General features: G+C 71.9%; 22 protein-coding genes. 11 read left to right on the top strand and 11 right to left on the bottom strand.

Features of this window, described 5'->3' with window-relative positions; translation table 11 throughout:
• Positions 1 to 1,210 precede the first annotated feature (1,210 nt).
• A complete protein-coding gene (locus IO40_RS0107395) occupies positions 1,211 to 2,113 on the top strand; it encodes a hypothetical protein (protein WP_030409835.1) in 903 nt (300 codons plus the stop codon).
• 340 nt (positions 2,114 to 2,453) lie between these two features.
• Here IO40_RS0107395 and IO40_RS0107390 read toward each other — a convergent pair whose 3' ends face one another.
• A complete protein-coding gene (locus IO40_RS0107390; RefSeq protein WP_030409836.1) occupies positions 2,454 to 3,113 on the bottom strand; it encodes a hypothetical protein in 660 nt (219 codons plus the stop codon).
• Positions 3,114 to 3,783: 670 nt separating this feature from the next.
• On the opposite strand from IO40_RS0107390, the gene IO40_RS37540 reads away from it, so the two are divergent.
• From IO40_RS37540 to IO40_RS0107375, 3 genes are all read left to right on the top strand, one after another.
• On the top strand, positions 3,784 to 3,936 hold the full coding sequence (locus IO40_RS37540) for a hypothetical protein (protein WP_157846431.1): 153 nt from the start codon (positions 3,784 to 3,786) through the stop codon (positions 3,934 to 3,936).
• Between the two features lie 82 nt (positions 3,937 to 4,018).
• Entirely contained in the window at positions 4,019 to 4,264 is a 246-nt protein-coding gene (locus IO40_RS0107380) for a hypothetical protein (protein ID WP_030409837.1), read from the top strand.
• A gap of 5 nt (positions 4,265 to 4,269) precedes the next feature.
• On the top strand, positions 4,270 to 4,647 hold the full coding sequence (locus tag IO40_RS0107375; protein WP_031175088.1) for a hypothetical protein: 378 nt from the start codon (positions 4,270 to 4,272) through the stop codon (positions 4,645 to 4,647).
• A 317-nt stretch (positions 4,648 to 4,964) separates the two neighbouring features.
• Here IO40_RS0107375 and IO40_RS0107370 read toward each other — a convergent pair whose 3' ends face one another.
• The gene (locus IO40_RS0107370) at positions 4,965 to 7,568 is read right to left on the bottom strand and encodes a DEAD/DEAH box helicase (protein WP_031175087.1); all 2,604 of its coding nucleotides are present in this window, start codon (positions 7,566 to 7,568) and stop codon (positions 4,965 to 4,967) included.
• Positions 7,569 to 7,962: 394 nt separating this feature from the next.
• Between IO40_RS0107370 and IO40_RS0107365 the strand changes: the two genes are divergently transcribed.
• Positions 7,963 to 8,361 (top strand): nuclear transport factor 2 family protein, encoded by a 399-nt coding sequence (locus IO40_RS0107365; RefSeq protein ID WP_016471745.1) that lies wholly within the window; start codon positions 7,963 to 7,965, stop codon positions 8,359 to 8,361.
• 61 nt (positions 8,362 to 8,422) lie between these two features.
• Here the strand turns inward: IO40_RS0107365 and IO40_RS0107360 are convergent, their stop codons facing one another.
• Together IO40_RS0107360 and IO40_RS34755 are read right to left on the bottom strand one after the other, a co-directional pair.
• On the bottom strand, positions 8,423 to 9,013 hold the full coding sequence (locus tag IO40_RS0107360) for a hypothetical protein (RefSeq protein WP_031175086.1): 591 nt from the start codon (positions 9,011 to 9,013) through the stop codon (positions 8,423 to 8,425).
• 1 nt (position 9,014) lies between these two features.
• Positions 9,015 to 11,321, bottom strand: a complete 2,307-nt coding sequence (locus tag IO40_RS34755) for a DnaB-like helicase C-terminal domain-containing protein (protein ID WP_016471743.1) — start codon at positions 11,319 to 11,321, stop codon at positions 9,015 to 9,017.
• A gap of 359 nt (positions 11,322 to 11,680) precedes the next feature.
• Here IO40_RS34755 and IO40_RS0107350 point away from each other — a divergent pair, with 359 nt between their 5' ends.
• Both IO40_RS0107350 and IO40_RS0107345 read left to right on the top strand, forming a co-directional pair.
• Positions 11,681 to 12,115 carry a hypothetical protein gene (locus IO40_RS0107350; RefSeq protein WP_031175084.1) on the top strand — a complete coding sequence of 145 codons (435 nt, stop codon included), beginning with the start codon at positions 11,681 to 11,683 and terminating at the stop codon, positions 12,113 to 12,115.
• A 111-nt stretch (positions 12,116 to 12,226) separates the two neighbouring features.
• Positions 12,227 to 13,198, top strand: coding sequence for an L-threonylcarbamoyladenylate synthase (locus IO40_RS0107345; RefSeq protein ID WP_106963867.1), 972 nt, complete (start codon positions 12,227 to 12,229; stop codon positions 13,196 to 13,198).
• Positions 13,199 to 13,297: 99 nt separating this feature from the next.
• On the opposite strand, the gene IO40_RS0107340 is transcribed toward IO40_RS0107345, so the two are convergent.
• Positions 13,298 to 13,939: a carbonic anhydrase gene (locus IO40_RS0107340; RefSeq protein ID WP_016471740.1), complete on the bottom strand. Its 642-nt coding sequence runs from the start codon at positions 13,937 to 13,939 to the stop codon at positions 13,298 to 13,300.
• A 224-nt stretch (positions 13,940 to 14,163) separates the two neighbouring features.
• Here IO40_RS0107340 and IO40_RS0107335 point away from each other — a divergent pair, with 224 nt between their 5' ends.
• The 4 genes from IO40_RS0107335 to IO40_RS0107320 all read left to right on the top strand — a co-directional run bounded on the left by IO40_RS0107335 (position 14,164) and on the right by IO40_RS0107320 (position 16,751).
• Positions 14,164 to 14,856, top strand: a complete 693-nt coding sequence (locus IO40_RS0107335; RefSeq protein WP_016471739.1) for an HAD family hydrolase — start codon at positions 14,164 to 14,166, stop codon at positions 14,854 to 14,856.
• Between the two features lie 25 nt (positions 14,857 to 14,881).
• Complete coding sequence (locus IO40_RS0107330; protein WP_016471738.1) at positions 14,882 to 15,364, top strand: GNAT family N-acetyltransferase; 483 nt, start codon at positions 14,882 to 14,884, stop codon at positions 15,362 to 15,364.
• A gap of 176 nt (positions 15,365 to 15,540) precedes the next feature.
• A complete protein-coding gene (locus IO40_RS0107325) occupies positions 15,541 to 15,912 on the top strand; it encodes an OsmC family protein (protein WP_051719274.1) in 372 nt (123 codons plus the stop codon).
• A gap of 119 nt (positions 15,913 to 16,031) precedes the next feature.
• Positions 16,032 to 16,751 (top strand): SDR family oxidoreductase, encoded by a 720-nt coding sequence (locus tag IO40_RS0107320; RefSeq protein WP_030407266.1) that lies wholly within the window; start codon positions 16,032 to 16,034, stop codon positions 16,749 to 16,751.
• A 104-nt stretch (positions 16,752 to 16,855) separates the two neighbouring features.
• Here IO40_RS0107320 and IO40_RS0107315 read toward each other — a convergent pair whose 3' ends face one another.
• The 6 genes from IO40_RS0107315 to IO40_RS0107290 form a co-directional block, all read right to left on the bottom strand.
• Positions 16,856 to 18,487 carry a gamma-glutamyltransferase gene (locus IO40_RS0107315; protein ID WP_031175082.1) on the bottom strand — a complete coding sequence of 544 codons (1,632 nt, stop codon included), beginning with the start codon at positions 18,485 to 18,487 and terminating at the stop codon, positions 16,856 to 16,858.
• The gene (locus IO40_RS0107310) at positions 18,484 to 19,935 is read right to left on the bottom strand and encodes an MFS transporter (RefSeq protein WP_016471734.1); all 1,452 of its coding nucleotides are present in this window, start codon (positions 19,933 to 19,935) and stop codon (positions 18,484 to 18,486) included. Before IO40_RS0107310 ends, IO40_RS0107315 begins: the two co-directional genes overlap by 4 nt.
• A 97-nt stretch (positions 19,936 to 20,032) precedes the next feature.
• The gene (locus IO40_RS0107305; protein ID WP_016471733.1) at positions 20,033 to 21,772 is read right to left on the bottom strand and encodes a hydantoinase B/oxoprolinase family protein; all 1,740 of its coding nucleotides are present in this window, start codon (positions 21,770 to 21,772) and stop codon (positions 20,033 to 20,035) included.
• A 191-nt stretch (positions 21,773 to 21,963) separates the two neighbouring features.
• Entirely contained in the window at positions 21,964 to 24,024 is a 2,061-nt protein-coding gene (locus tag IO40_RS0107300) for a hydantoinase/oxoprolinase family protein (protein ID WP_016471732.1), read from the bottom strand.
• Positions 24,021 to 25,046 carry a PfkB family carbohydrate kinase gene (locus IO40_RS33275; protein ID WP_016471731.1) on the bottom strand — a complete coding sequence of 342 codons (1,026 nt, stop codon included), beginning with the start codon at positions 25,044 to 25,046 and terminating at the stop codon, positions 24,021 to 24,023. The genes IO40_RS0107300 and IO40_RS33275 overlap by 4 nt, the downstream gene beginning before the upstream one ends.
• Positions 25,046 to 26,089, bottom strand: coding sequence for an SIS domain-containing protein (locus IO40_RS0107290; protein WP_016471730.1), 1,044 nt, complete (start codon positions 26,087 to 26,089; stop codon positions 25,046 to 25,048). The genes IO40_RS33275 and IO40_RS0107290 overlap by 1 nt, the downstream gene beginning before the upstream one ends.
• Positions 26,090 to 26,223 lie beyond the last annotated feature (134 nt).

Raw genomic sequence — 26,223 nt, 5'->3', positions numbered from 1 at the left:
CCACCCGCTACGAGAAAACCGCCACCATCTACCTGGCCGGACTCCACGTCGCGGGCATCTTCCTCTGGTCCGCCCGATGATCCAAACGAAACTGCCTAGATCCCCACAAGATCATGCGGCGCGCACATGACAGACTGCTGGAACTCTGTGAGCCTAGCAACACAGCCCTCCCTCGCTCCGAACCTGCAATACCAAGCCCTCCCCCGGAGGCACTTGGTCCAGAGGCGCTTGCAGAGGAAGCAAGGCGTCTTCGCCGGGAACTGGCCGAAGCCCGCGCCGAAATCGCCCATCTTCGTGCGCAGCTGTCCGCGGCGGGCGTATTGTCCTCCGGTTCGGGCTGGGAGCTGCGGATCAGAGAAATCGTTGAGGCCTCACGGAAGCGGGCTCGGGGACTCTACACACCCCCACCGTCCGAGCGTCGGCACGGCCCAAACCAGCCACGGCACGCAACGGACCAAACTCGTCCCAAGCCGTTCGGGCCGCTCGCAGACTGAAGCGGGCAGGCCTTCGGCGCGGCCAGAAGCCAATGCTGATGCATGCTCCTCCCTCCTGACACCCACCCACTCTGCTTCCGCTCGCTCCTTCTCAGTCCGCACGACGGCAGCAGGGGTGTGATTGCGGGCGGCGGGCATCGCGAACCGCACGTCCCCGGCGGATCTCGACCTGCCGGGATAAGTACTGCCGCAACCGCACCGGCTCAGACGCCAGTTGCCTAGCACCGTTGGCACCGTGACGCTCGGATCGTCCACTTCGCCCAGGAACTATTCGCCCCGCAGTCGGCAACGGAGCGACGGCCAACCACCGCTTCCGCCCCGTAACCCGGCTTTTGCCCCTGTCCCGCAGTGCGGTGGGCGGTGACCTGGCGGTCGTCACCGAGCTGCTGTCCGTTCGTTCTCGTGAGTGTCCAGCCGGACGCTGCCTCCTGCCGTCGAAACGCTGTTCTGTGACGCGAACAGAGCCTCCCTGGGCTTCGTCGGTCAGAGCGGTTCCTTAGGTGCATCTCCGTGCCATGTACCGGGACGGGTCGGCCGACCGTTTCCGGTGTGGCGAGACCAGCATGCGCTGTGAGCCTTCGAGTGACGTGTAGGCCACAAGGTGAACTGCCAGCCGGCCGTAGGGAAGCTGACGGCCCCGCATAGGCGGTCTGCCGGTGCCCTGGGGCTCTCATCCCTCCCTCCATGCGCCGGGGGAAATCGAGCGGACATGCCGTATGAACGCTGACACCGAGGGATACCCCTCCGCCACGCCCTACGACGAGTTCCACCTCAAGGTGCACACGCAATTCACCCCCGCCTCCCCTGACAGCGATTCCCAGACGCCATCCGGTCCGGCGGCGGTGAGGTGCGCCATCACACTGCCCGACGAGATGTGGTGGCGCTCCGTGGCGGTCCACGAATCGGCGCATGCGCTGCTGGGCTGGACACTCGGCATTCCCGTGGAGCGGCTCACTGTGGGAGAGCAGCGTTCCAGGGTCTACGGGGGGATGACGACGCTTCGCGGTGGGAAGAACGCCCAGCTCTATGCCGTGGCGCTCTCCTCGGAGGCCGCAGTCGCGCAAGCCGACTGGTTGGCAGCCCAGGGATACCTGCACCCCGAGCTTCGCGAGTGTATCGAGCAGCTCGGGTCCGTGGGGGACCAGGAGACTGTCGATCGTCTAGCGCGCGATGGCTTCATCGTCGATCGGGACCGAGCGGATTCCGATGCCCGGACAATACTCGCACTGCCCCAGGTGTCATCTGCTGTCCGATCGCTCGCGGCGGTGCTGTTCACCAGGCGTGCCCTGGAGCAGGACGAAGTCGCCTCAGTCCTGCGCGAACACCACCTTGACCGCACTGCCCTTCCGCCGGTGTGGCTCCCCGGGCTGACGCCGGCCGATGCCTCTGATTCCGCCCCGGTGTCTGAAGCCACCCGGCCGCGTCCGGAGCCTACGGATACGGACGAATCACCGGTACCGGCGGTCCCCAGCCACCTGCGCGAAGCCGCGGAACGCATAGTGGCCGAGTCCAAGCGACGAGCGGGGCAGATGCCGCCCGGAATCGCTTCGCGTCCGCAGGGGCCGGCACAGCCGCACCCGCCCGCGCCGGGAACTCCGAGACACGGGTTGCGACGATGAGCTGGACTACGCCGGCGCCGTGGCCCAGCAGTGAAACCCGGGTGCTTCCGGCCGTCCTGGACGACCTGGCGGTTCGCTCGTCGGGGCGCTCATTGCAACAGACTTTCCCGGTCCGAGTCCGCCGACGAACACAGCGTCGCAGGCGTTGTCCCATGGCAGTGGGAGAAGCCGCTGAGGAGCGGGCAGTCGCCGCCATTGAGCTGCAAACCGGACGAGCGTCTCAGTGCAAGAGCACGGCAATGCCTTGCACGCCTATGCGGCACGCGGTAGGGCCCCCACCCCTACCTCTGGCACGGTGCACACCCGCTTTCGTCCTGGCGAGAGAGCAGCAGCGGTGGTGCTAGGGCTCCTGCCCCAGGCCGTTGCGCAGGATCTTTTCCAGTTCGTCGAACTCTGCGGCACCGACCTCGATCCGCACTCGCGTCAGAAGGCCGGATGCGGGGTGCTTCTCCGCGTACAAGCTCACGCCACCCTGGCGCCCTGGAACACGCACCCGCTCGTCCAGCCGTGCCAGCAGGCGGGCCAGGACCGGATAGTGCTGCGCGAACAGCTCTCGCTCTGCGGCTCTCTCGACCTCGTATTGCGCTCGGCGCGCCTCCTCCTGGCGCTGCTTCAGCCGCGTCTCCTCATGGATACGCTCCATCATCTGATGCAGCCGTTCCGGCGTGAACAGAAAACGGACCTGTCTCATCGCCGGGCCAGGCTGCCGCTCCCCGCTCACCTCGTACCGGCCGTGCTTGACCGCACCGTTGACCCACATCTGCGGCACGGCGGCATCCGCAGGCCATGGGAACTCCAGACGCCGTACTGTGTGCGACACCTCCACCAGCCGCCCGTCGGCCACCAGCGCCGCCACGTCCTTGCGTGTCGTGGTGTCGTTGACCTTCAGCGTTCCCGCAACAGACCGGGTGGCCACGCCAACGCTCAGAAGGCTGGTCTCCCGCATTTCAGCCTCGAGCCCGGAGACCGCCGCGACCACGGCGTCCAATCGTTCGTCCATTCCCCATTGCTTCACAGGGCCTGCCTATCATCACGATGCGCCGAAGCGGGAGGCTTTCCGGCTGCCCCGCTGTCGCGACGGGAGCCGTACCACGCCCTCAAGGGCACGCTAGGAAAGGACGCTATGCAGAACACCGCTCACCCGCTCCGGGTCCGACTCTACGGCGGGCGGGCCGTCCACGCCGCCCACAAACTGCCGATCTCCGGCGGCCACGAGACGGCATGTGAGTACTTTATCGACGCACGCGCCTCCAACCACTGGCTAGACAACGACCCCCCTGTCACCTGCGCCCGATGCGAGAAAGTTCTGAAGCGAGAAGCCGTGCGCTGACTCGCCGCCTGTCGCCGAGCGGATTCGGGCACGCGGTACCGGGCCAACTGCCTCGGCGGTGAGCCGAACTAACAGCTCCGGCCAGTGGGACAACGCGCCGTCGGGGCACTCTCCAGATGCCCTGGACGAAGCCGCCGCTGCCCGCTGCCGCGCGGGTTAGGGTTCGGAACATGCCTGTCAACGAGGAACCCCTGCGCCACCGCTCGGCCGAGATGCTGAAAGACCCGCGATACCTCCGGGCCGTGCAAATGGTCGACTCGGAGATCAACCGCTTCCTTCCGGCGGCGGAGTCGCCGAGGGCGGCCCGCTCACCGAAGAGCAGACCCAGACGCTGGCACTGATGTATACGACCTACCACTCCCCGGAGGACTATGTCCGGCGGATCATGGACAGCCCGGATGCCGCAGGCGTCGTGCGCGGCATGCTCGGGGTCGCCTTCGCCGCAGGCTTCCAGGCGGGCGCCAAGTGGTCCGAGGCCGAGCAGAAGCAGTAACCAGTAACGGAAAACACCCAGGTCAGAGCAGGCGTGGCGCAAAGGGTATACCCGTCGGAATACCGGCAGGCATACTGGAAGCATGGAAGACACCAGCGTCAAGATCGACAGGGAAACGGCGGAGCGCCTGCGGGCCCTCGCCGGGCAGCAGCCCCTCAAGCACTTCCTCGCCGAGCTGGCGAGGAAGGAGGAGCACGAGCGGGCACTCGACACCGCGACGGCGTCCTTCCGCCGCGTCATCAGCGAGTCCGGCGTCCTTGACCGGTTCGACGCCGACTTCGGGGGCCTTCCGGAGCCGGCCGAGCACGAGAACCCGCAGGCGGCCTGACCCCTGTGGACCTGCTCATCGACTACCGATGGCTCCTGGCCCGCCAGGAGGACATCCTTCGCACCGATCTCACCGTCAACGACCTCAGCGTGTTCGTCGGGATGGCGGCCCGGCACCGGGTCGATCCGCCGAGGCTCGACCAGGAACATCCGGACGCCTTCTGGCGGGCTGCTGTGTTCCTGGAGGAGTGCGTGATGCTGCGCCCCCTCCCAGCCCGCAACGAGGCGTTCGGCTACGGCGTCGCCATCGCGTATCTGGAGGCGTCCGGCGAACGCGTGGACACCACCTACGAGCTGTGGCGCGACCTGATCAACGAGATCCGTGCCTTCCGGCACGACAGCTACACCATCGCCGAGCGCCTGCGGTCCTGGCGAACACCGTAGATCAGGCCGTCATGCCTGCGGCCGCCACCAGCTCGCGCACGCCCGTCACCCGCGGGTGACGGGACCGGAGGTCGCCGACGATCTGCCGGATTGCGGGCCGGTCGCGGACCTCACCCGGGGAGACGCCTGCCGCCGACAGCAGCTCGGCGGCCGTCTGCTCGGCCTTGCCCCACTGCCACCACGCCCGCCCCAGGTCGGTGTGCTTGTTGGAGAAGATGTCCGCCTCGCCGGGAGTTCCAGCGGCAGTGGTCGCTGTATCCGGCTACCGGCCGGACGCGGGCCGTAGAAGGGGGGTCTGCCGACGAGTCGGCTTCCGGTCACGCCAGCAGCCCGATCTGGTGCACCTCGTGGGCCTGATTGGGGGTGAGCTTGCGCTGTTTGTGACGACTGCGGGTGTTGCTGCGGAAGACGCCCAGCCGGATGTCGTGTGTGTGGCCGTCGGTGTCGGTGACGGTCTCGATGTGGGCCCGGGGAACGCGGAGGTGGCCTTCGCGGGCCTTGAACTGGCGGGCGGCGGCCAGGTTGATCTCCCACCGCGTTGCCCCGGCGGGCACCGCCGGGGCCGCCGCGAGCGCCGGCGGCGGTGCGGGGCGGACCCCCAGGGCGGCGAGGCGCTGTTGCTGGTCTTCGGTGAGGGTGTGCCAGGCGGCGGGCTGTTCGGCGAGCCAGGTGCCGATGTCGTCGCCACCCAGGCTGACGCCGGGTTGGAGTTCGGCGAGGGTGGCCCCTTGGGAGAGGAGCCAGCGGGCTTTGGCCCAGTGGCGTTGCCAGGAGATGGGCCAGGTGGGGTTCCAGTCGGGGTCGATGGCCTCCAGTCGTCGGCGGCGGCTCTCGGCGCGGTCGGGCTTCTTGCCGAGGCCGCCGGGTTTGCGGGCCTGGTGGAGCCTCTCGCCGACCGCCACCCCGGCCAGGACGGCGTCGCGGGGTGCGGCGAGGGTGTGGTGCTCGGCGTGGTAGAGGGCGCACACGTCGAGGAACTCGGTGAACGCCTGGTCGCGTGGGTCGAAGACGAAACCGGTCTCCGCGAGCAGCTCGGTGCGCCAGTCGGCCAGGTCCTCGTTGCGCCAGGCGCGGCGCTGTTCGGCCGCCCACTGCCCCACCGGGTAGGTGATGTTCTGGTCGCCGAGGGGGACGGTCGCGGTGTAGGGGACGTTCGCGTGCCCGTGGGCGGCGGCGAAGGCACGCAGAGCCTCCAGGCCGGTGAGCCAGGCGGTGGACTCGGGGCGCAGCACGCGGGTGCGCACCAGGCGGGCGATCTCCTCGGCATCCCTGCCACGGCGCGAGAAGCGCAACAGCGCCAGTTCGACGCCCTCGCCGGTGGGCTCCGCCTCCTGGTCCTCCTGGTCGTCGTCGGCCGGCCCGCCCTCTGCCTCGGCCGTGGGGGTGTTCGTGTGCTGGCGGGGGTCGCCGGCCGGGTCGGCGGCCAGGACGTCCTCCGGAGCGCCCCTGCGGCGGCCGGACGGCCGCAGCGTCAGGCGCTCCACGATGCGGGGATCGAAGGAGCGCAGCGCCCGCAGGATGGTCACCAGGGGCTCGAACGCGGCCGTGGCGGCCATGTCCCTGCCCTCGTCCTCCTCCGTCAGCAGGACGGGGACGAGCAGGCGTGCCGTCTTTCCCTCGTCCGGCTGCTGCCGCAGCGCGCGGCCGACCGTCTGCACGATGTCCACGGGGCTGCTGCGGACATCCGCGAACAGCACGCCGTCCAGGCCGCAGCGGCCCGTGATGTCGGTGCCTTCACCCAGGAGGCGGCAGGTGGCCAGGATGCGGAACTCCGTCTTACGGCCCTCCGCATCAACCCCGCCGGCGATCTGATCGAGCACGGCACGCCGGTGCGAGGCCGGATGGAGGCCACACAGCCACTCCCCCCACACCTGCCCGGGGAAGCGGCCGGCCGCGCGCAGCTCGGCAGCAGCATCCGGGAGACCACGGGCGAAGGAGAGCGCCTCCTGAGTGCGGGCGTGGAACGACAGCAGGCTCACCACCCCGGCGGTCTCCATGTGGGCGAGAGTGGCCGCGCGGATGGCGCCCAGCCGGGCCCCGCGTCGCTCCTCCAGCGAGGCACCGTCTCCGAGGGGCGCGGGATCGCGGATCTCCAGGACGTCGATCTCGAATCCGGCCAGCACCCCCTCCTCGATGGCCTGCCCGAGCGGGTAGGTGAAGGCGGGTTTCCCGAAGACGGTCTCGTCGTCCATGGAGGCGACCAGCGCCTCGCCCTCCTCGCCACCTGCCGCGGCGGTTTCCCAGATGCGGGGCGTGGCCGTCAGGTACAGGCGGCGGTCGGCCGGGATACGGGTGTTGTCGTGGATGACGGCCCACGGTTTCGACGCCAGTCCGGCGGTACGGTGCGCCTCGTCCACCACCGCCAGGCCGAACCCGCCCAGCTTCTGCCCGAACGCCCCGGCCAGCGCCCGCTGCAGCACCCCGGCGACCGCCCGTTCCTCGGCCGCCTCCTGGTCCTCCTCGTCCTGCTCCGTGTCCCCGGTGGGGCGACGGCCGGGGTTGCCCACCGGGGAGGCATAGGTGGCGAAGACGGTGGCGGGACCGCTGCCGGCCCACAGCGCCAGCCGGAGCGGATTGGTGGTGCAGCGAACGTCCAGTTCGTCAGCCAGGTAGGTGCGCGATTCCGGGTCGCGGTCGAGGGAGCAGACCGCCACCGCCGGGCCGGTCATGCCGTACTGGCGCCACTTGGCCACCGTCTGCGTCAGCAGATCGAGGGTGGGCACCAGCACCAGCACTCGCCCCCGCGGCTCCAGACGGCGCGCCACCTCATACGCGACCAGCGTCTTGCCCGAACCGGGGGCGGCGACCACCTGAGTACGCAGCCCCTCGTCGGGGATACCGCCGGGCGGGGTCTCCAGCGCGAAGACCGCCGCGTCAACGGCTTCCCGCTGCCGGCGCCGCAGCTCCAGCCGCCCGTCCATACTGTGCTCTCCCGTCTCCGCGCTTCCCACCCCCTCACCCAGTGGCGATCAGTCTGTCGGTTCTCGGTCCCCGTCCATGCGCCGATGCTGTCAGCTGCTGCTCATCCGGCGTCTCGTGCCGTCTCCCGCCGTCGCGCCCACCATCCGTCCCAGCTTCCGTGGCGTCTCGTCGGCTCCCGTGTCCGCGCCGAGGTCCTGCCGGCCGGTGGCCGGCGCTGGTGCTCGGCTGAACCGCTGATATACGACATGGCACCGCCTGGGACCGCGCCGGACAAAACCGGGCCCTCGCGGAACATCTGACTCGCGGAAGAACTTCAAGGAGTGTCACGGCGGGGACGACCGATGTCCGCCCTGCCGACCCGCATGCGACATGCCTGACCGAAGGATGAGAACGATGACGAACACAGCGCACGCGACGACGACGCCCGCATGGGTCCTGAAGTTCATGGACGCCATCGACACCCTGGACTTCGATGAGGGCTTCGCGCCGCTCACCGAGGACACCGACATGTTCTTCGGCACCGCTCACGTTCACGGCGTCGAGACCATCAAGGAGTTCTTCGTCAAGATCGACGAACCGCTGGACATCTCCCACGAGGTCCTGGAGTGCTGGACAGCCGACGGCGGTGTCCTCCTGCTGCGGGGAGAGGCCACCATGGCGAAGAAGACCGCGCCCGACCATGTGGTGCGCGCCCCGTTCATGCACATCTTCCGCCTCGCCGACGAGGAGCTGGTCCGCGTCCGGGAACTGCGCATCACCGCATGGCCGTTGGAGACCGACGCGGTGATGTGAATTCCCCGGCATCCGGAACGGCTCTGGTGCCCGGCGCCCAGGCGGAAGAACCCCCATGTGGTCAGGCGGAGAAGCCGACGGAGGTGGCGTACTCGTACTGGCCCCACTGCGAGCCCAGGTCCGACAGTTCGTCGTCCCACGCGTCCGCGAGGGCCTCGTCGTCCCGGGCGGTCCACGCCTGGACGATCCGGTCCCACCTGCGGATCCGCAGTCTGCGGAGGCCCGCCACATCGGTGGCGATGACCCGCTTGCGGGGATCGGCGACCGCGCTCTGGTCCAGCGGCTGGATCTCCACCCGGGTACCGCCCCGCGCGTTGAGCCGCTGCAACAGATGCCGGGACACATTGCGGCGCCGGTAGGCCCGGTACGCCGCATCGATCCGGGCCAGGTTCTCCCGGGTGGGAGTCTGTCTGTGCCGCAGCCAGCGGCGCAGCGTCCCCCGGGCCACCGTGATGCCCGCGTCCCGCATGGCCTGGTAGCCGGCGGGTGAGTTCGTCAGATAGTTCAGCCGGGCGTGCAGCCCTCGGCGGGTGGTGACCGGCGAGCGGATGCCGCCCTCCAGAGCGAGCCGGTCGAGGACCTCGCCTGCGAGAAAGGCGCTCTTGCGGCCCTGGGCGCCGTACAGGCCGAAGTTGTAAGTGCGCTCCGGCACCTCAGTTCACCTCCCGTTCGCGGTAGCTGCCCTCGGCCACCTTCTCCAGCCGGTAGGTCTGCTTGGGCTTGACCTCGGTGACCTCACGCCCTTCGGGGAACAGCGGCGTGTCCTTCCCCACGGCGCGGGCGGTGCGCCAGTCGCCGGCCAGGTGGAGTTCGTCGGTGCCCATCATGCGCACCACGGTGAGGCCGGCCTGACGGGCGGCCCATGCCTTGCGCCACAGGTTGGCGAACGCCTGGGAACGGATGATGTGCATCCAGTCCTGCCGGTAGAGGTCCCGGTTGTAGTTGGACTCGCCCATCGTGGAGACCAGCTTGGAGTACATCGCCTTCACGTACTCGTACGCCACCTCACCCTCCGCCGTCCGGGCGGCCAGGGCGCTGCTGCGCACCTGCACCAGCGCCCTGCGCAGCGTCTCCAGCAGCTGCTCGGTCGAGCCCGAGGTCCAGGACTCGTGGATCAGCGGGCGTTCGCACAGCCCGGCCTTCGGGCCCGAGAGGCGCAGCAGGAGGCGGAGGGTGGATTCGGTGATCCACAGCGGGCCGGGCTCCTCCCGGTCGCCGATCGGGTTCGGAAGGTCGGGGTGCTCCCAGGCGGGCGGAGTGACCAAGTGGACGCCGGAGCGCTTGGTGTCGTGCGCAGGGCCGCCCGCGTCGGGGCCGAGGTGGTGTTCGAGCTGGCCGATCGGCAGGTGGGCTTTCAACGCGCTGAGGTAGGCGCCGTTGATGTCGAGCGCCGTGACGGCCTCGTCGCCGATCCGGTCGAGGATCTGCGGGGGCGCCGTCCAACGGGGGCGGGCCTCCCAGATGTCGTCGGCCTCCTGCCGGCCCAGCTTGCGGAGGATGTCGGGCAGGTCGGGGTAGTTGCGGAAGTCGTACCGCCCTCCGGCCCGGCTCTGTTCCAGCAGATCCATCACGTCGGGGATCGCGGTCTTCCTCAGCTGGTCGACCGCTGCGGCCACTTCTCCCCCGCTCTCGGCGAGGACGGTACGGACCTTGCCCTCGATCCGCTCGACCAGTTCCCCGACCCGGCCGCCGTCCTTGTGCACCGCGGACCCGCCCGGGACGGTCCGGGCCGAGCGGCGTGCGGTGCCGGCGGTGCCACGGCGGGGTACGGACGGCGGCTGACGGCGGGCGGGCGTCGGGCCGGGGGCGGGAGCGGCGGTGTCCGTGCCGGCGGGTGCCGTGGTGGGTCGGGGCAGGGGCTCGGGCGCCGACGCGGGGCCGGGCACGGAGCCGGCGGGGAGGGGCGGCTGGTCGAGGAGGCGCAGGTGCGTCATGTCCAGTCCCACCTCGACCGACGCCAGAGTGCCCAGGTCACGGGCCGTGACGGTGATACGGGCTGCCGCGCCGTCGCCGGGGCGGGTGAGGCGGAAGGCCCGGTCGGCTTCCAGCCGGGCCGTCAGCTGGGCGTCGTCGGTGTCGAGCAGGACGACGACCGCGGCCTGCCGCTCGGCGGCCAGGTGCGCCAGCGTCCGGACGGCGGCCGGGAGGGACCGGCCGGACAGCGGCGTGCCCTCGGCGCGGGTGTGCTGGAGACGGTCGACCACGATCAGGCCGAGGCCGTCGATACGGGCGGCTTCCTCCGCGATGGCCTGCGCGGTCGGCTCCGGTCCGGTGAACGACAAGGGCGCCGCCCGCAGCCGGCCGTCGGCCGCCCTGACGGCGTCCCGCTGCCCGGGGGTGAGGGTGCCCGCGGCGAACCGGGCGTACGGCACGGAGGCTTCGGCGGCGATCAGGCGCCGGGCGGCGACCTGCAACGGCACGCCCGAAAGGGCGTAGAGCACCGGCACCGGCTGCTCCGGGTCGAACGCCGCGGCACGCGCCGCCTGGAGCGGCAGCAGGCTCCCGCCCGCGTTCGGCGGCGCCGCCACCAGCGTGACGCTCCCCCGCGCCAGCCCGCCGCACACCCGGTCCAGGGCCGCGACGCCGGTGGACAGGCCCGTGGTTTCGGGCTCGTCGGCCAGCAGCCCGTCCAGTACGTCGCCCAACCCCGTGAGGCCGGCGGTGTTCTGGGGCCGGGGCCGCTCGTGCCGGGGCGGGGTGTGGCGGGTGACGGCCGCCGCCGGCAGGCCGCCCACCGTCAGCACCTGGGCTCCCTCCTGAGCCGCCGCGACCAGCGCGCCGAGCTCCTGCCGCGCCTTGCTGCTGGACCACACCGGCCCCGCCGGCGTGTCCGCCTCCAGCCGGCGCATCACCGCCGCCTGCCGGTTCCTGGTGTTCTCCAGCACGATCTCCTCGCCGTGCTGGAGACGTTCCACCACTTCGCTCCAGCACTCACGGGCCTGCGAGAGCGTCACGTCCATCTCTGGCCTCCCCGGGTCGGGAGCCATACTAGCGCTGTATGTGCAGTGCAGATGCATGTATGAGACGTATTTGACCAGTGGGTTCGCCCAGTACCGGCATTGTGGACTCTCCCGCGCCTTCCACATGGCCGCAGCGTTCGGGCAGTTGCGCCGGAGGCTGCCGGGGCGCGGTCTCAGCCGATCGAGGGGCCGGTGCCAGCCGGTCAGAACCCGCCGGCACGATTCCGGGCACGGCTCGGCCGCATGACCACGCGGCCGAGCGCACCGTTCCCGCTCCTGCCCTGCCGGGCCGGGCAGGTTCCCGGGCGTGCGCGCTCGGGCCTTTCGCGGCCTTTCCGTTGCTGTCAGCGGATCTGCTGGTGGCGTACGGGCTCGGGGCGCGGCGCTTCGAGGAGCAGCCGTCCGCGGTGGACGCGATGCTCGTGCTGGCCGCCCGCGGACAGCTCGACGCGGCGGGGCTCGGCCGGGACATCGCCGAGCCGGCGGGGCTGCGCCGGCTCAAGCCGAAGCGGGTGGCGGCGGCATTGCGGGAGGCGGCGCGTAGCGGTGCCGGCGGCACGGTGTGGGCGGTGCTGTCGGGCGCCCTGCCCGGGCTCCTGGCGGGAGGGCCCGGCCCCTTCGGCGGCGCCCTGCTCGCGCTCGCGGCCGACTGCGCGGAGCGGTCCGAGGCCCGCGGGGCGACACGAGAGATCGACGAGCCGGCGGCGCGCAAGGGGTCGTCACAGCTGCTCAAGGAGGTTCGTCGGCTCAGGGCGGCGCTGAGCCGCGAGACCCCCGCCGTTCCGGCCACCTGACGCCGGCGCCCGCCGTCCGACCGCACCCGAGGGGGCCGTGGCCGTCCCCGGTGAGGTGCTGCCGGTGCAGGGGACGGGCCGCAGCGGAGCAGTGAGAGAATGGGCAGAGTGATGGCACGAACCACTGACATCCAGAAGGCGGCCGGAGTGCTGCGCGCCGGTGGCCTGGTGGCCCTCCCGACCGAAACCGTCTACGGTCTGGGCGCCAACGCCGAGGACCCCGCCGCGGTCAGGCGAATCTTCGAGGTCAAGGGCCGCCCGCCCTCCCACCCGCTGATCGTCCACATCGGCGATGCGGAGCGGTTGGACGACTGGGTCGAGGACGTACCCAAGACCGCCCGCCTGCTGGCCGAACGCTTCTGGCCGGGGCCGCTGACGCTGGTCCTGCGGCGCGGTCCCCGGGTGCCCCTGGAAGCGACGGGCGGACTGGAGACGGTGGCCGTCCGCGTGCCGGACCACCCTGTGGCGCTCGAACTGCTGTCGGCCTTCGGCGGCGGTGTGACGGCACCGTCGGCGAACCGCTTCGGCTCGGTCAGCCCCACGACGGCGGACCACGTCCGCGCCGAGCTCGGTGACGCCGTCGACTTCGTACTGGACGGCGGTGCCTGCCACGTCGGTGTCGAGTCGACCATCGTGGACGTCACGGGTGACGCCCCCGGCATCCTGCGGCCCGGCGGGGTGACGCGCGAGGACCTGGAGGCGGTGCTGGGCAGCCCGGTCGCGGTCCCCGCCACCAGCACGGTCCGGGTGCCGGGCCAGCACCCCTCGCACTACGCGCCGCGTGCACGAGTCGTCCTCGTCGCGCCCGAAAGGGTCGTCGCCGAGGCCGAACAGGCGCGGGCCGAGGGACACCGGGTGGGTGTGCTCCTTCCCCCCTCCTTCACCGACGCCCCGGCCGGGGCCCACGCCGTGGTGGCGGTCCCCGAGTCGATGGCCGCCTACGCGCGCGGGCTGTACGGGGCCCTGCGCGAGCTCGACCAGCAGGGCTGCGACCTCATCGTCGCCTCCCTGCCGGAGCAGGAGGGGCTGGGGCTGGCGATCGCCAACCGGCTCCGCCGCGCCGCGGGCCCCCGGCCCGCCTGAGGGCAGCAGCACACCGTCCGGTGCCCGGCGGGCCGGACACCGGACGGGACTGCCTGCCTGCGATCGCCGATCACGGTCCGGCGGCGGGCGGCGCTCCGGTCACGCTGCGGAGCCGGCGGTGACGTCGAGGCCCCGGGCCGCCACCACCTGGGCGCTTCCGTCGGCAAGGCGGTAGCACAGGCCCACGACGGCGGCCTTGCCGCTCTCGACCCGCTCGGAGAGGGCCCGGGAGCGGTCCAGCAGCAGGTCGACGGTCTGGCTCACGTGCTCGGCCAGGATCTCGTCGGGCTCCAGGCGGCCCGCGGCCCGCGCCGCGAGCACGCTGGGCGTCACCCGCTCCACGACGTCCCGGACGTACCCGGCCGGTGCCATGCCGTCCTCCAGGGCGGCGCATGCGGCACCCACCGCGCCGCACGAGTCGTGGCCGAGCACCACGACCAGCGGGCAGTCCAGCACCTCCACCCCGTACTCGATGCTGCCCAGCACCTCCGAGCCGGCCACGTGGCCCGCGGTGCGCACCACGAACAGGTCGCCGAGGCCGCGGTCGAAGATGACCTCTGCGGCCAACCGGGAGTCGGAGCACCCGAACAGGACGGCGAACGGCCGCTGGCCCGGTGCGATCTCGGCGCGGCGTGCGGCGTCCTGGTTCGGATGGTCCGGCGTGCCGGCGACGAAGCGCTGGTTGCCGGCGAGCAGCAGCTCGAAGGCTTCCTGGGGAGTCGGGGGCTGGTTTTTGGTCATGTCTGAAGACTACGAGGCCCGCGAGGGCAACGTGCCCGGGCCCCCGCCGAAAGACCCATGGGTTGATCTTGCGTCCCGGCCGGGCAGGGCAAGGACGGGAGCGCGGTCCGCCGGGGCGGCCCGGGCGGGCTGTCAGAGGTACCGCTCCATGGTGGTCTCGGCCGGTGCGGTGCCGGCGACCATGAGGAGGAGCCATTTCCGACACCTCGCACGGCTGTGAGGCGGTGCTGTTCGACCTGGACGGCACCCTGCTCGACCACGATGCCGCGTCCGACGCCGCTGTCGTTGCCACCGTGCACGCGCACGGGCCGCCGGCGAGCACGGGGCCGGCGCAGATCATCCGATGGTGGCGGGAGCTCGAAGCGTCGGCAATGGACCGATGTCTGGCAGGTGCCATCACCTTCCAGGAGCAGCGCCGACTGCGTGTGACAGGACTCGTGGAGCGGTGCGGGGCGGGACAGTGGCCGGAAGAGCGGGCAGATGCCTGGTTCGCGCGCTACCTGGAACGGTACGAAGCCGAGTGGCGCACCTACGCCGATGTCCTGCCCGCACTCAGGTCGCTGGCCCAAAGGTCGGAGCCGCTCGTGCTGGGGGTCGTCACCAACGGGGACGCCGAGCAGCAGCGCCGGAAACTCGCCCGCGTGGGGCTCGCCGAGTGGTTTCCGCACGTCACCGCATCGAGCGAAGTGGGTGCCGCCAAGCCCGATCCCGCTGTCTTCCACGCCGCGTGTGCGGCTTACCGGCTGCGCCCGGCCCAGGTCGTCTACGTGGGAGACCGGTTGAGCACGGACGCCGAAGCCGCCACCGCCGCCGGATTGCGCGGAGTGTGGCTCGACCGCCACGGCACCGCACCTCCCGGAGAACCGACGGTCCCTCGCATCGAGCGCCTGGACGAACTCCCCGCCCTGATTCCGTGACCGGCCGTGCGGCACACTCCACCGCATGGTGAGTTTGCGCATCGTCACGTCGGAGGACTGGCCGTTGTGGCAGGAAGTCCGCCTTGCCGCGCTGACCGATGCCCCGCACGCGTTCAGAGCCCGGCTCGCCGACTGGCACAGGACTGGGCGCCGGCAGTGGCGTGCGCGGCTGGCCGTTCCCGGTTCCTTCAACGTCGTCGCGCTGCGAGGACGCCTGCCTGTCGGCATGGTCAGGGGCGTTTCACACGACGGTGAGACGAGCGAACTGCACTCGTTGTGGGTCAGCCCCGAGGCGCGGGGCGAAGGTGTAGGAGACAGGCTAATCGAAGCGGTCACGGAGTGGGCCCTGGGCGCCGGCTCCACAACGCTGAAGCTCGCCGTGATCCCGGGGAACGAGCCCGCCGTCGCCCTGTACCGGCGGAACGGGTTCGTCATGAGCGAGGAAGACGGGAAACTACTCCCGGACGGTGTCACCAGGGAGCAGGTGATGGCCAAGAGACTGCGCTGAGGCGGTCCGTGGCCCCCCTGTGCGCAGCTTTCTCATGCGGCACCGAAGAGGGGCCGGCAGCCCGCTGGGCCGGTGACTCACACAAACCAGACGTCCCAGTATGCGGAACGGTGTTCTCGCGATGTGGTCCGCTGCGTACGATCTGACGGTCCGGTACTCGCGGGGAGGCGAAGGCGATGGTGGATGCTGCGGCGCTCACGGAGCCCTGGCAGGTCGTCTACAGGACAGGCGGTCACGCGGGTCTCGCCGACACGGTCAACGAAGGCGCCGGCGGTTCGGCGGGGATGCGACCGCACGAACTGCTGGAGGCGTCGCTGGCCACGTGCATGACGATCTCCGCGCGCATGGCACTCGCCGACCTGGGCGTCACCGACGCGGGTGTGAGCGTGCGGGTGCACCTGGAGCGCGAGGAGCCGGCAACGCGGTTCCGCTACGAGCTCCTTCTCGACCCGGCGCTCGAAGCGCACCGGGCCGCGATCGCGGAGCGCATCGCGTGCTCGCCGGTGCGTTCCACGCTGAGCAAGCCGTTGTTCTTCGAACCCGCCTGACCGGCGTCCCGGCAGCCGACGCGACGTTCACGCGGGTGGGCCCCGGAGGCCGGGCCGGTTCGCTCCCTCATACGCTCTGACGAGGTGTGATCCGCGGCCGAAGGAGCGACAGCAGCGTCATGAGCGATACGAAGCGCGTACTGGTCACGGGAGCCAGCAAGGGCATCGGCCTGGCGACGTCCCTGCGGCTCGCGAAGGCGGGGTACGAGGTCGTCGGGGTGGCCCGGCGCGAGCCCGACGACGGGTTCCCCGGCGTCTTCGTCCGGTGCGACCTCTCCGATGTCGAGGACACCGCACGCATGCTGGAGGAGGTGACCCGGGAGCGCCCTGTCTGCCGCGTCGTCAACAACGCGGGCATCGCACAGCCTCAGCCCATCGGGGAGCTCGATCTGGCGACTCTCGGACAGGTCGTGGACCTGAATCTGCGCGCGTCGGTGCAGATCGTCCAGGCGCTCGTGCCGGGCATGCGTGCGCGGCGCTTCGGCCGGATCGTCAACGTCACTTCGCGGGCGGTCTACGGCGCCAGGGACCGCACGGCGTACGCGGCGGCGAAGAGTGCGCTGGTGGGGTGCACCCGTACGTGGGCGCTGGAACTCGCAGCGGACGGCATCACCTCCAACGCCGTCTCGCCGGGCCCCACCGCCACCGAGCTGTTCCGCCGTGCGCGGCCGGTCGGCAGCGAGGGCGAGCGCAAGGCGCTCGCCTCGATCCCGCTGGGACGGCTGGGCAGGCCCGAGGACGTCGCCGCCGCCATCGCCTTCCTGCTGTCCGACGACGCCGGGTTCATCACGGGCCACGTCCTCGACGTCGACGGGGGCAGCAGCCTCGGCGGGCGCTGACCAGCGCCTTCTGGCCCCGGGCGCCGAGGTGGTCCTTGCGGAGCCGACCGTCCGCGGTGGCCGGCCGCTGTTCCGCACTGTCGTCGTCACGGCCGGCCGCTCGCTCATGCTGCTTCCGCCGAACCCACCCTTCGGGGGTCGGCGCAGGCCTGTGCCTCGCCGGTGGCCGGGTCGAGGGTGATGCCTTCGAAGTTGCCGGTCAGCGCGTTCCACGGGTTGACGACGCGGGTCCACAGGCGTTCCCGGCCGGCCCAGGCCCGTATCCGTTCGAGGACGGGTTCGCCGAAGCCGGCCTCCAGCAGGTTGCCGGGCTGCCAGCCGCGGTCCGGGCTGTGGGGCCGGGCTCCGAAGCGGGGGGCGCGTACGGACTGTTCGATCGTCATGCCGAAGTCGAGGATGTTGACGAGGTTCTGCAGGATGTTGGCGACCAGGGAGACCGAGGGCGAGCCGGAGACGAGTACGGGGCGGCCGTCGCGCAGCACCAGGTTGGGCGCGAGGTAGACGCAGGCGCGGTCGCCGGGCTGAGGCATCACCCGCTGGAAGAAGGAACCGCCGCCGGAGAGCTGGAAGCCCTCGCTGAACAGTCCGTTGACGAAGCCGGAGCACATGTGGGAGTGCGTGAGGGAGACGGTGTCCCCGGCGGCGTCGACGACGCTGATGTGAATGGTGCCGGGCGTGGGCGTGGCTGTGGGTGCCGTTCCGGTGGGCGCCGTGGCCAGCAGTGCTGTGCGGGTGCGGGCGTACTCCTTGGACAGCAGCACCTCCAGGCGTTCGCGGTCCTCCTCCAGACCGTGCCGCAGCGGCGGTGCGTAGTAGGCGGTGTTGTGTGCCTGGATGAGCAGCCGCAGCGTCTCGGGGTCCTCGGCGGGCGGTCCCATCCGCGGCAGGTCGACGGTCTCCAGCATGTTGAGCGCGCAGATGAGCTGGACGCCGCCGTCGTCGGGCGGCGGGGAGGCGACGATCTCGGCGCCGCGGTAGGTGCCGCGCACCGGCTCCTGGACGAGGACCCGGTAGGCGGCGAAGTCGCGTTCGTGCAGGACTCCGCCGTCCGCGCGGGCGGTGGCGGCGACCGCGCGGGCGAAGTCGCCGAGGTAGTAGTCCATGCCCTCGTCGCGCAGCCGCTCCAGGGTACGGGCGGCCCGCGGCTGGGTGATGGTCTGGCCGGGTACGGCCAGGTGCCCGTCGGCGAAGAAGACCTCCCTCATCTGCTCGGAGGCGCCGAGGTTGGCCTGTTCGCCGTAGGCGATGCCGTACAGGAAGGGGTTGACCTCGAAGCCATCGGTCGCGGCGGACAGCGCGGGGGCCAGCAGCCGTGCCCGGCCGAGGGTGCCGAAGCGCCGCCGGGCCTCCTCGAAGGCCGGCCACCAGCCGGGGACGGGTACGCCGCGGCCCCGGGTGAGGTCGGCGCCGGAGAAGTCGGGCAGCGGTGCGAGCGGTGCGTTGACGTTGCCGTTCAGATAGTGGACGGCGCCGGTGGCGGCGCTGCGGTGCAGCAGGCTGAGCCCTCCGGTCAGGGAGGTCATGTGCGGTTCGACGATCAGCTGGGTGGCGGCGGCGGTGAGTGCCGCGTCGGTGGCGTTGCCGCCCTCGCGCAGGACGTCGCGGGCCGCGCGGGTGGCCAGCGGGTGGGAGGTGACGACCATGCCGTTGCCGCCCCGTACAGGGGGTTTGGGACCGTAGCGGGCGGCGGGGGCCGGCTCCGGGCTTGCCGTGGAGGCCGGTGGGTGGGTGCTCACTTCTTCTCCGTTCCGGTGGCAGGGCGGGGGTGCCGGGTCTCGCCCGGTGTCCGGCCGGCGGCTTCGCGGGCCTCGTCGATGGATTTCGGCAGCGCGAACGCGGCGACCAGGGCGGAGACCAGGCAGACGGCGGCCATGTACCAGCCGAAGGACACCTCGGTGCCGGTCCTGCCGACGAGCCAGGTGGCCAGCAGGGGTGCGGTTCCGCCCAGCAGTGTGGTGCCGACGTTGTAGTTGAGGGCGGCGGCGGTGCCCCGCACGTGTGCGGGGAAGCTCATCACGTAGGCCGTGGTCAGCGGTGCGCCGACGATGTTGTTGAGGACGGTGAAGACGACGACGGCGAGGAAGGCCAGGACGAACGAGCCGGATTCGATGGCCAGGAACGTCGGCACGGTGAACAGGACGAAGACGCCGTAGCCCCACACGAGCAGCCGGCGTCCGCCGTACCGGTCGGCGCACCTGCCGCCCCAGACGGCCGCCGGGGCGCCCACCACGTAGGTGAGGATCGCGGCCAGCAGCGCCCGGTCCTCGCCGATGCCGTTCTGCACCAGCGCGGTGACGAAATAGCTCTGGATCATGAAGGAGCCGACGCGCTGGCCGGCGCCGAGGCCGATGGCTCGCAGCATGTCCCGCCAGTGGCCGCGTACGGCCTCGGTGAAGGGTGCCTGTTCGGTCCCGCTGTTGCGGGCCTCCTCCAGCGCGCGGCGGTATTCGGGCGCCTCGGTGGTGTGCCGGCGGATGTACAGGGTGACCAGGGACAGCGGGGCTGCCAGGAGGAACAGCAGGCGCCAGCCCCAGGCGTCGAAGGCCGCACCGGGCAGGGTGACGATCAGCAGGTAGGCCAGTACGGAGGCGATCAGCGGGCCGAGCGAGGTGGAGCCGACGCTCCAGCCCGACAGGTAGTTGCGCCGGTGCCGTGGCCCGTGTTCGAGCAGGAAGTTGCTGGCGACCGTGTATTCGGCGCTGGCGCCGAGCCCCTGGACGAGCCGGCAGAGTGCCAGCAGCAGGGGTGCGGCGATGCCGATGGCCGAGTAGGCGGGCAGCAGGCCGATCGCCACGGTGCCCACGGACATCAGGGAGATGGTGACCGTGAGGACGAATTTGTGCCCTTTCAGGTCGGCCACACGTCCCATCAGGGTTCCGCCGACGGGCCGGATCGCGTAGGAGAGGATCAGGCCCAGGTAGGTGGAGATGAGGGCGACGGTCGCGTCGCCCTCGGGGAAGAAGGTGCGCGACATGACCACGGCGAGGATGCCGTAGAGGGCGTTGTCGTACCACTCGACGGCGTTGCCGAGCATGGCCGCCCACAGCACCCGGCGCCAGGGCGGCGCGGTGCCGTCGGGATGCCCCTCGCCGGCGTGGGCGGTCTCCGGGGTGTTCGTGCTGCCGGTTCCCGCTCCGCCGCGGTGAGCGGGCGGCGGAGCCGGGGGTGCGGGGGTGTCCGTCATCGCACACCTCCTCTTCTTCTGTTTCCGTGCGTTGTGCGGGCGTTGTGGTGCGGGGAACTGCCTCTTCGTATCTCGGGGGGCGTTCGGCGTATGGCTGTCAGCCGTCGGTGCCGGGCGCGTGCGTGCCGTAGGCGCGGCGGGCCTCGTCGGGGCTGGTGACGCCCTCACGCACGTCCTGTGCGATCCGGTCGGGTTCGCGCTCGGCCGGGTCGCCGTAGCCGCCGGCGCCCGCGGTGACGACGCTGACCCGGTCGCCGGGGCGCAGCACGGTGTGGCCGCGCACCACCGGGCGGGCGCCTTCGCTCAGTTCGACGCGGGCCGAGCTGCCCGGCAGCCCGCCGAACAGGCCCCACGGCCGGGACCTGAGACGGCTGGTGTCCAGCCAGAACTGCACGCCCTCGTCTTCCTCGGCGCCGGTGCCGTCGGCCTTGCCGTCGTCCGCGCCAGGTGAGGTGCCCTCGACACGGACGGTGCGCCGGATGCCCATGCCGCCGCGGGTGCGGCCGGGGCCTCCGGAGTCGGGCACCAGTTCGTACGCCTCGACGACCAGCGGGTACTCGGTCTCCAGCGCTTCGACCGGCAGATTGGAGGTGTTGGTGACGTGTACCTGCACACCGTCCAGACCGTCCTTGCCGGCGCGGGCGCCGGAGCCGCCGCCGATGGTCTCCAGGTAGACGAAGTAGCGGCCCTTGGCCCGGTCGTAGCCGGAGAAGTGGACGCCGGTGTTGGCGCCGTTGGCGGCGGCCGTTACGCGTCCGGGCACGGCCGGGGCGAGGGCGCCGTGCACCAGGTCCACGACGCGCTGGCAGGTCTCGGTCCTGCCGTTGACGGCGGCCGGCTCCTGGCAGTTGACGATGGTGCCGAGCGGCGCGTCGATCCGGATGGGGCGGTGCAGTCCGGCGTTGGAGGGGATGTCCGGGTCCACGAGGGTCTTCACCGCGTAGTAGACGGTGGCGTGCAGCGCGGTGCGGACCATGTTGACGGAGGCGCGGACCTGTCCGGGGTTGCCGGCGAAGTCGAAGTGGAGTTCGTCCCCCGCCACGGTGATCCGTACCCGCAGTTCGAGTTCGGTCTCCTCCAGCTCGGGGCAGTCGAAGCGGTCGGTGAACTCGTAGGTGCCGTCCGGTACGTCGGCGATGGCGGCGCGGGTGCGGCGTTCGGTGTAGTCGAGCAGGGCGGCTGCCGTGGCGAGCATGGTCTCCCGGCCGTGGCGTGCGACGAGTTCGCCGTAGCGGGCCACCGCGAGGCGGTTGGCGGCCAGCTGGGCCCGGAAGTCGGCGCGGCGCTCGGCCGGCACCTGGCAGTTGGTCAGGACGAGCTGGAAGACGTCGTCGACGATCTCGCCCTCGCGGGCGAAGCGGACCGGCGGGATGCGGATGCCCTCCTGGAAGATGTGGGCGTGGCCGCGGTCGCCGAAGTCCGCGTGGTGGGCGAGGTTGGCCGCCCAGGCGGTGAGCCGCCCGTCCGCGAAGACGGGGGTGACCAGCACCATGTCGGGCAGGTGCGAGCCGCCTCCGGAGTAGGGGTCGTTGCTCAGGAAGGTGTCGCCGGGACGGATGTCCTCGACGGGGAACCGTTCCAGCACCGCCGCGACGACGCCGATGAGCGAGCCGAGGTGGATCGGCGAGGCCTGTTCGGCCTGGGCCAGCATGTGTCCTTCGGCATCGAACAGTCCGGCCGTGCAGTCCCGGCGTTCCTTGATGTTGCTGGAGTAGGCGGCGCGGACCAGGGTTTCGCCCATCTCCTCCACGAGGGAGGACAGGGCCGCGCCCATGACCTCGACCAGGACGGGGTCGGTGGCGGGCGATGCGGGTGATGCGGTGGCGGTGTCGTTCATCGGCTTTCCTCGTGCGGCGGGTCCGCGCGATGGCGGATGCGGGAGGGGGAGGTGAGTCGTGGCGGGTGGTGAGTGGCGGACGGCGGGTCACGGAGAGGGCGCGCGGCGGGCGCGGGCACGGCGGCCCGGTGGGGGACGGCCCGACCGGGGGCCGGCCGGGCCGGGCCCTCCGGGGGCGCGGCGGCAGCCGGTCAGTCGCCCACCGTGATGACGAGGTTGGAGTGGGCGTCCACGGTGAGCTCGTCCCCCGGCAGCAGCACCGTCGTGGTGTCCATCTGCTCGATCACCGCGGGCCCGGTCACCCGGTTGCCGGGCCGCAGGGCGTCACGCCGGTGCACCGGTACGGGGACGAAGCCCTCGCCCGCCAGGTGCATCTCGCGGGTGCCGGTGAGCGAGGCGGAGGCGTCCTCGCCGGCCGCCTCCTGCCGCGGCAGCCGCGCCTGCGGCACCGAGCCGACCGCCTGGAGCCGGACCGTGACGGCCTCGACGGGCTCGCCCGGCGCGTCGTACCCGTACAGCCTGCGGTGCTCGGCGGCGAACGTCTCCAGCAGGGTGTCCAGCGCCGCGGCGTCCAGCGGGCCGCCGGGCACCGGTACCGGGATCTCGTAGTTCTGGCCCGCGTAGCGCAGTTCGGCCGTGCGCTCCGAAGCGCGGTCCGCCTCGGGGATCCGCTCGGCGTCGAACCAGGCGTCCGCCTCCTGCTCCAGCTCCGCCCAGAGCGCGCCGAGCCGGGCCGCCGTCGCCGCGCGCTCCCCGTCGACCCGCTGGATGCGGGTGCGGGAGAAGTCGGCGCGTACGTCGGTCATCAGCAAGCCGAGGGCCGACTGGGCGCCGGGGGTGGGCGGCACCAGCACGGTGCGCATGCCCAGTTCCCTGGCCAGCTGCGAGGCGTGCAGCGGGCCCGCGCCGCCGAACGGCACCAGGGTGTAGTCGCGCGGGTCGTAGCCCCGCTGGACGGAGATGACGCGGATGGCCCGCGCCATGTTGGCGGTGACGACCCGCAGGATGCCGTGGGCGCACTCCTCCACGCCGAGTCCGACGCGCTCGGCGATCCGGGCCACGGCGGCACGGGACGCCTGCTCGTCCACGGGCATCCGGCCGTCCAGCAGGTAGGCCGGGTTGAGGGTGTGGAGCACCACGTCGGCGTCGGTGACGGTCGCCTCGCTGCCCTTGCCGTAGCAGGCGGGGCCCGGGTCGGCGCCCGCGCTGGCCGGGCCGACCTTCAGATGCCCGCCGGCGTCCACCCGGGCCAGCGAGCCGCCGCCCGCGCCGACGGTGTGGATGTCCAGCATGGGTGTGCGTACGGGCCGGCCGTCCAGTTCCATACCGGTGGTCACCTTGGGCACCCCGCCCTGGACGAGGGAGACGTCCGAGGAGGTCCCGCCCATGTCGAAGGTGATGATGTCCGGGTGCCCGGCGGCGGCGCAGATGGCCGCGGCGCCGACCACGCCAGTGCTGGGGCCGGAGAGCACCATGCGCACCGGCAGTTCCTCGGCCGCCTCGAACGGGATGATGCCGCCGTTGGACTGGGTCACGTGCGGCACCGCCCGCAGGCCCCGCTCGGCGAGCCGCTGCCGCAGCTTGGCCAGGTACTCGGCGACGACCGGGCCGACGTAGGCGTTGGTGACGACGGTGGACAGCCGCTCGTACTCGCGGAACTCGGGCAGCACCCGGCTGGAGAGCGAGATGTGCGCGCCGGGCAGTTCCTCGGCGAGGATCTCCCCGATGCGCTGCTCGTGCTCGGGGCGCAGGAAGCTGTAGAGCAGACAGACGGCGACGGCCTCCACCCCGGCCTCGCGCAGGGTGCGGGCCGCGGCCCTGGCCTCGTCCTCGTCCAGCGGCGTCTCGATGCTGCCGTCGTGCCGGACCCGTTCGGTGACCTCCAGCCGCAGATCGCGCGGTGCGAAGGGGGCGGGCTTGTCCGCCTGGAGGTCGTAGAGCCGGGGGCGCCGGCCGCGCCCCAGTTCCAGCAGGTCGCGGAAGCCGCGGGTGGTGACGACACCGGTACGGGCACCGCGGCGGGTGAGCAGGGCGTTGGTGCCGACGGTGGTGCCGTGGGCGAAGTAGCCGACGTCGGCGGGCGTGCGGCCACCGATCTGCTCCAGGATGCGCTCCAGTCCTTCGACGATGGCCAGGCCGGGATCGTCGGGGGTGCTGGAGACCTTCCGCACGTGCAGGGCGCCGGTCTCCTCGTCGAAGGCGACGACGTCGGTGAAGGTGCCGCCGGTGTCGACACCGATGCGCAGAGTCATGCGTTCCTACCTGTCCTTGCCGTACGGCCGCTCGGAGTGCGGCCCTTCTCCCCCGCCGCTGCCCGCGACGGCTCGACACGTGTGTCCGGCCCGCCCCGGGGGTCATCCTCGCCCAGGGCGGGCGCCGGCTCCTCCGGGCCCGGGGCGGGCAGCGGTGCAGGGTGCCCGAACGCGCCGTGGGCCGTGCAGGTCCGCGCCGCCGCCTCGGCCGCCCGGGCCAGGCCCTGCCGGGGATCGCCGCCGGCCGCCAGTGCGGCCAGCAGCGTCCCGATGAAGGCGTCCCCGGCGCCGAGCGTGTCCACGGCCGGGGTGGCGACCGGCGGCTGCCGCCACCAGGAGTCGCCGTCGGTCAGCACCGCGCCGTCGCCGCCCCGGGTCGCCAGCGCCCAGCGCACGCCCTGCCGGACCGCCTGGCGCAGCAGGCCGGCCACTTCGTCCGTGCCCAGCTGTGAGGCGGAGAAGGCGGCGAGGTGCAGATGAGGGTAGAGGGGGGCGGCCCAGGGCTGGTTCCAGTGGTGCGAGAAGTCGAAGGAGACGCGGGTGCGGGCGGCCATGTCTGGCACCTGGCCCGCGAGGGAGCCGCTGTAGGCGGTGTGGACGACGTCCCAGCCGGCGAGCGCGTCGAGCTCTTCCTCGTCGAGGGCGAAGACGGACACGCCGTCGTCGGAGCCCTTGAAGACGCGGTCCCCGCCGACCAGTCCGATCTCCGCCCAGGCGTTGGGGCCGCCTTCCGTACGGACCCGTCCGGTGTCCACGCCTTCGGCGGCCAGCGCCCGGCGCACCACGGCGCCGGCGGTGTCGTCACCGGTCACACCCCAGTAGGCGGCGTCGGCCCCGGCCCGGCGGGCGTGCACCGCGACGTTGACGGCGTTGCCGCCGGGGAACATCAGCCCCAGGTCGGGGTACCGGTCGACGACGTTGTCCCCGATACCGAGCACCCGGGCCGGGCCGGACGGCCGCTCGGCCGGCCTTCCGGAGGGTGCCGGCACGGGCGGCGGGCCGGACGGCGTGGGCGTGGGCATCAGTACGCCACCCGGTACATGTACCGGCGCTGCGCCGTGTTGTGACCGCGCTCGGCGGCGCAGAAGTCCAGCAGCCGGCGGGAGGCGCTGGCCACCGCCAGCGGGCTGATGAGTCCGCGCTGGGCCTCGGGGACTCCGGGGAGGGTGAAGTCCTTGGAGTCGAGCACCGCCCAGGTGTCGTAGTACCGCTCGGCGAAGGTGACCGCCCGCTCCCCCATGGCGCGGGTCTCGTCCTCGCCGTTGAGGATGAGCACCGGGTGCTGGCCGACGATCTCGAAGGGCCCGTGGAAGAAGTCGCCGGCGTTCACCGCGGAGGCGTGCAGCCAGTTCATCTCCTGGAGGTAGCAGGCGGCCAGGGCGTTGGCCGCGCCGAAGTTGGGCCCGGCGCCCAGCACGTACACCAGCCGCGCGTCCCGCCACTGGGCTGCGACCTCGCGGCCGAGCGGGGTGACTTCCTGCTTGGCGGCCGTCAGTGCCCGCGGGATCGCGGCGACGGCCTGCCATGCCTCCTCCGCGTTCGGCAGCGAGCCGGACGCCTCCAGCACCGCGAGTGCGAGCTGGGTGAAGTGGATGGCCTTCGGTTCGGTGACGGTGACGTCGCTGGGGTAGTCGAAGAGCACGTCGGCCTCGTCGGCGAGCGGTGAGCTCTGGCCGGGGACCGAGCGGGCGATGCCGGCGACGGTGGCTCCGGCCTTCTTGGCGAGCCGGACGGCCTCCAGCGTTTCGGGGGTGGCCCCGGAGTGCGAGGAGGCGATGACGAGTGCGCTCTCGTCGAGTCCCGCGAGGTCGCGGTGGATCATCTCCCCGGCCGTCATCCGGTGCGCGGCCGGCGCGTGGGCGTACCGCTCCATGAGGTCCTGGGCGGGGAACGTCGAGTAGTACGAGCCGCCGCAGCCGATGAAGTAGACGGTGCGCAGGCCGCGTTCGACGACGCGGGCGGCGAGCTTTCTGGCGGCTCCGGACTGCGCGACGGTGTGTTCGAGGGTCGGGGTGAGGTCGGCTGCGAGCGGGACGGGGTCGACGGTCACGACGGATGAGGACATGAGGGTCGTTCTCTCCTTGCGGCACGGTGAGCGGTCCGACTGAGAAGGTTCTCAGTCGAACGCTGAGAACCTTCTCAGCGCGGTTAGACTGGCGTCAAGAGGTCTTGGAGGACCGCCGCCGGAATCCCGCGGTG

Origin of the sequence: Streptomyces albus subsp. albus (assembly GCF_000725885.1) — a bacterium.
GTDB lineage: Bacteria > Actinomycetota > Actinomycetes > Streptomycetales > Streptomycetaceae > Streptomyces > Streptomyces albus.
This window is presented reverse-complemented; position numbering and strand designations above follow the sequence as displayed.

What these genes read in the sequence shown, in the direction of transcription:
- IO40_RS0107310 (WP_016471734.1), bottom strand. Translation starts at nt 19,935, where the DNA reads ATGACGGACACCCCCGCACCCCCGGCTCCGCCGCCCGCTCACCGCGGC.
- IO40_RS0107305 (WP_016471733.1), bottom strand. Translation starts at nt 21,772, where the DNA reads ATGAACGACACCGCCACCGCATCACCCGCATCGCCCGCCACCGACCCC.
- IO40_RS0107300 (WP_016471732.1), bottom strand. Translation starts at nt 24,024, where the DNA reads ATGACTCTGCGCATCGGTGTCGACACCGGCGGCACCTTCACCGACGTC.
- IO40_RS0107390 (WP_030409836.1), bottom strand. Translation starts at nt 3,113, where the DNA reads ATGGACGAACGATTGGACGCCGTGGTCGCGGCGGTCTCCGGGCTCGAG.
- IO40_RS33275 (WP_016471731.1), bottom strand. Translation starts at nt 25,046, where the DNA reads ATGCCCACGCCCACGCCGTCCGGCCCGCCGCCCGTGCCGGCACCCTCC.
- IO40_RS0107340 (WP_016471740.1), bottom strand. Translation starts at nt 13,939, where the DNA reads ATGACCAAAAACCAGCCCCCGACTCCCCAGGAAGCCTTCGAGCTGCTG.
- IO40_RS0107395 (WP_030409835.1), top strand. Translation starts at nt 1,211, where the DNA reads ATGAACGCTGACACCGAGGGATACCCCTCCGCCACGCCCTACGACGAG.
- IO40_RS0107320 (WP_030407266.1), top strand. Translation starts at nt 16,032, where the DNA reads ATGAGCGATACGAAGCGCGTACTGGTCACGGGAGCCAGCAAGGGCATC.
- IO40_RS37540 (WP_157846431.1), top strand. Translation starts at nt 3,784, where the DNA reads ATGTATACGACCTACCACTCCCCGGAGGACTATGTCCGGCGGATCATG.
- IO40_RS0107325 (WP_051719274.1), top strand. Translation starts at nt 15,541, where the DNA reads ATGGTGGATGCTGCGGCGCTCACGGAGCCCTGGCAGGTCGTCTACAGG.
- IO40_RS34755 (WP_016471743.1), bottom strand. Translation starts at nt 11,321, where the DNA reads ATGGACGTGACGCTCTCGCAGGCCCGTGAGTGCTGGAGCGAAGTGGTG.
- IO40_RS0107345 (WP_106963867.1), top strand. Translation starts at nt 12,227, where the DNA reads ATGGCACGAACCACTGACATCCAGAAGGCGGCCGGAGTGCTGCGCGCC.
- IO40_RS0107365 (WP_016471745.1), top strand. Translation starts at nt 7,963, where the DNA reads ATGACGAACACAGCGCACGCGACGACGACGCCCGCATGGGTCCTGAAG.
- IO40_RS0107380 (WP_030409837.1), top strand. Translation starts at nt 4,019, where the DNA reads ATGGAAGACACCAGCGTCAAGATCGACAGGGAAACGGCGGAGCGCCTG.
- IO40_RS0107290 (WP_016471730.1), bottom strand. Translation starts at nt 26,089, where the DNA reads ATGTCCTCATCCGTCGTGACCGTCGACCCCGTCCCGCTCGCAGCCGAC.
- IO40_RS0107370 (WP_031175087.1), bottom strand. Translation starts at nt 7,568, where the DNA reads ATGGACGGGCGGCTGGAGCTGCGGCGCCGGCAGCGGGAAGCCGTTGAC.
- IO40_RS0107330 (WP_016471738.1), top strand. Translation starts at nt 14,882, where the DNA reads ATGGTGAGTTTGCGCATCGTCACGTCGGAGGACTGGCCGTTGTGGCAG.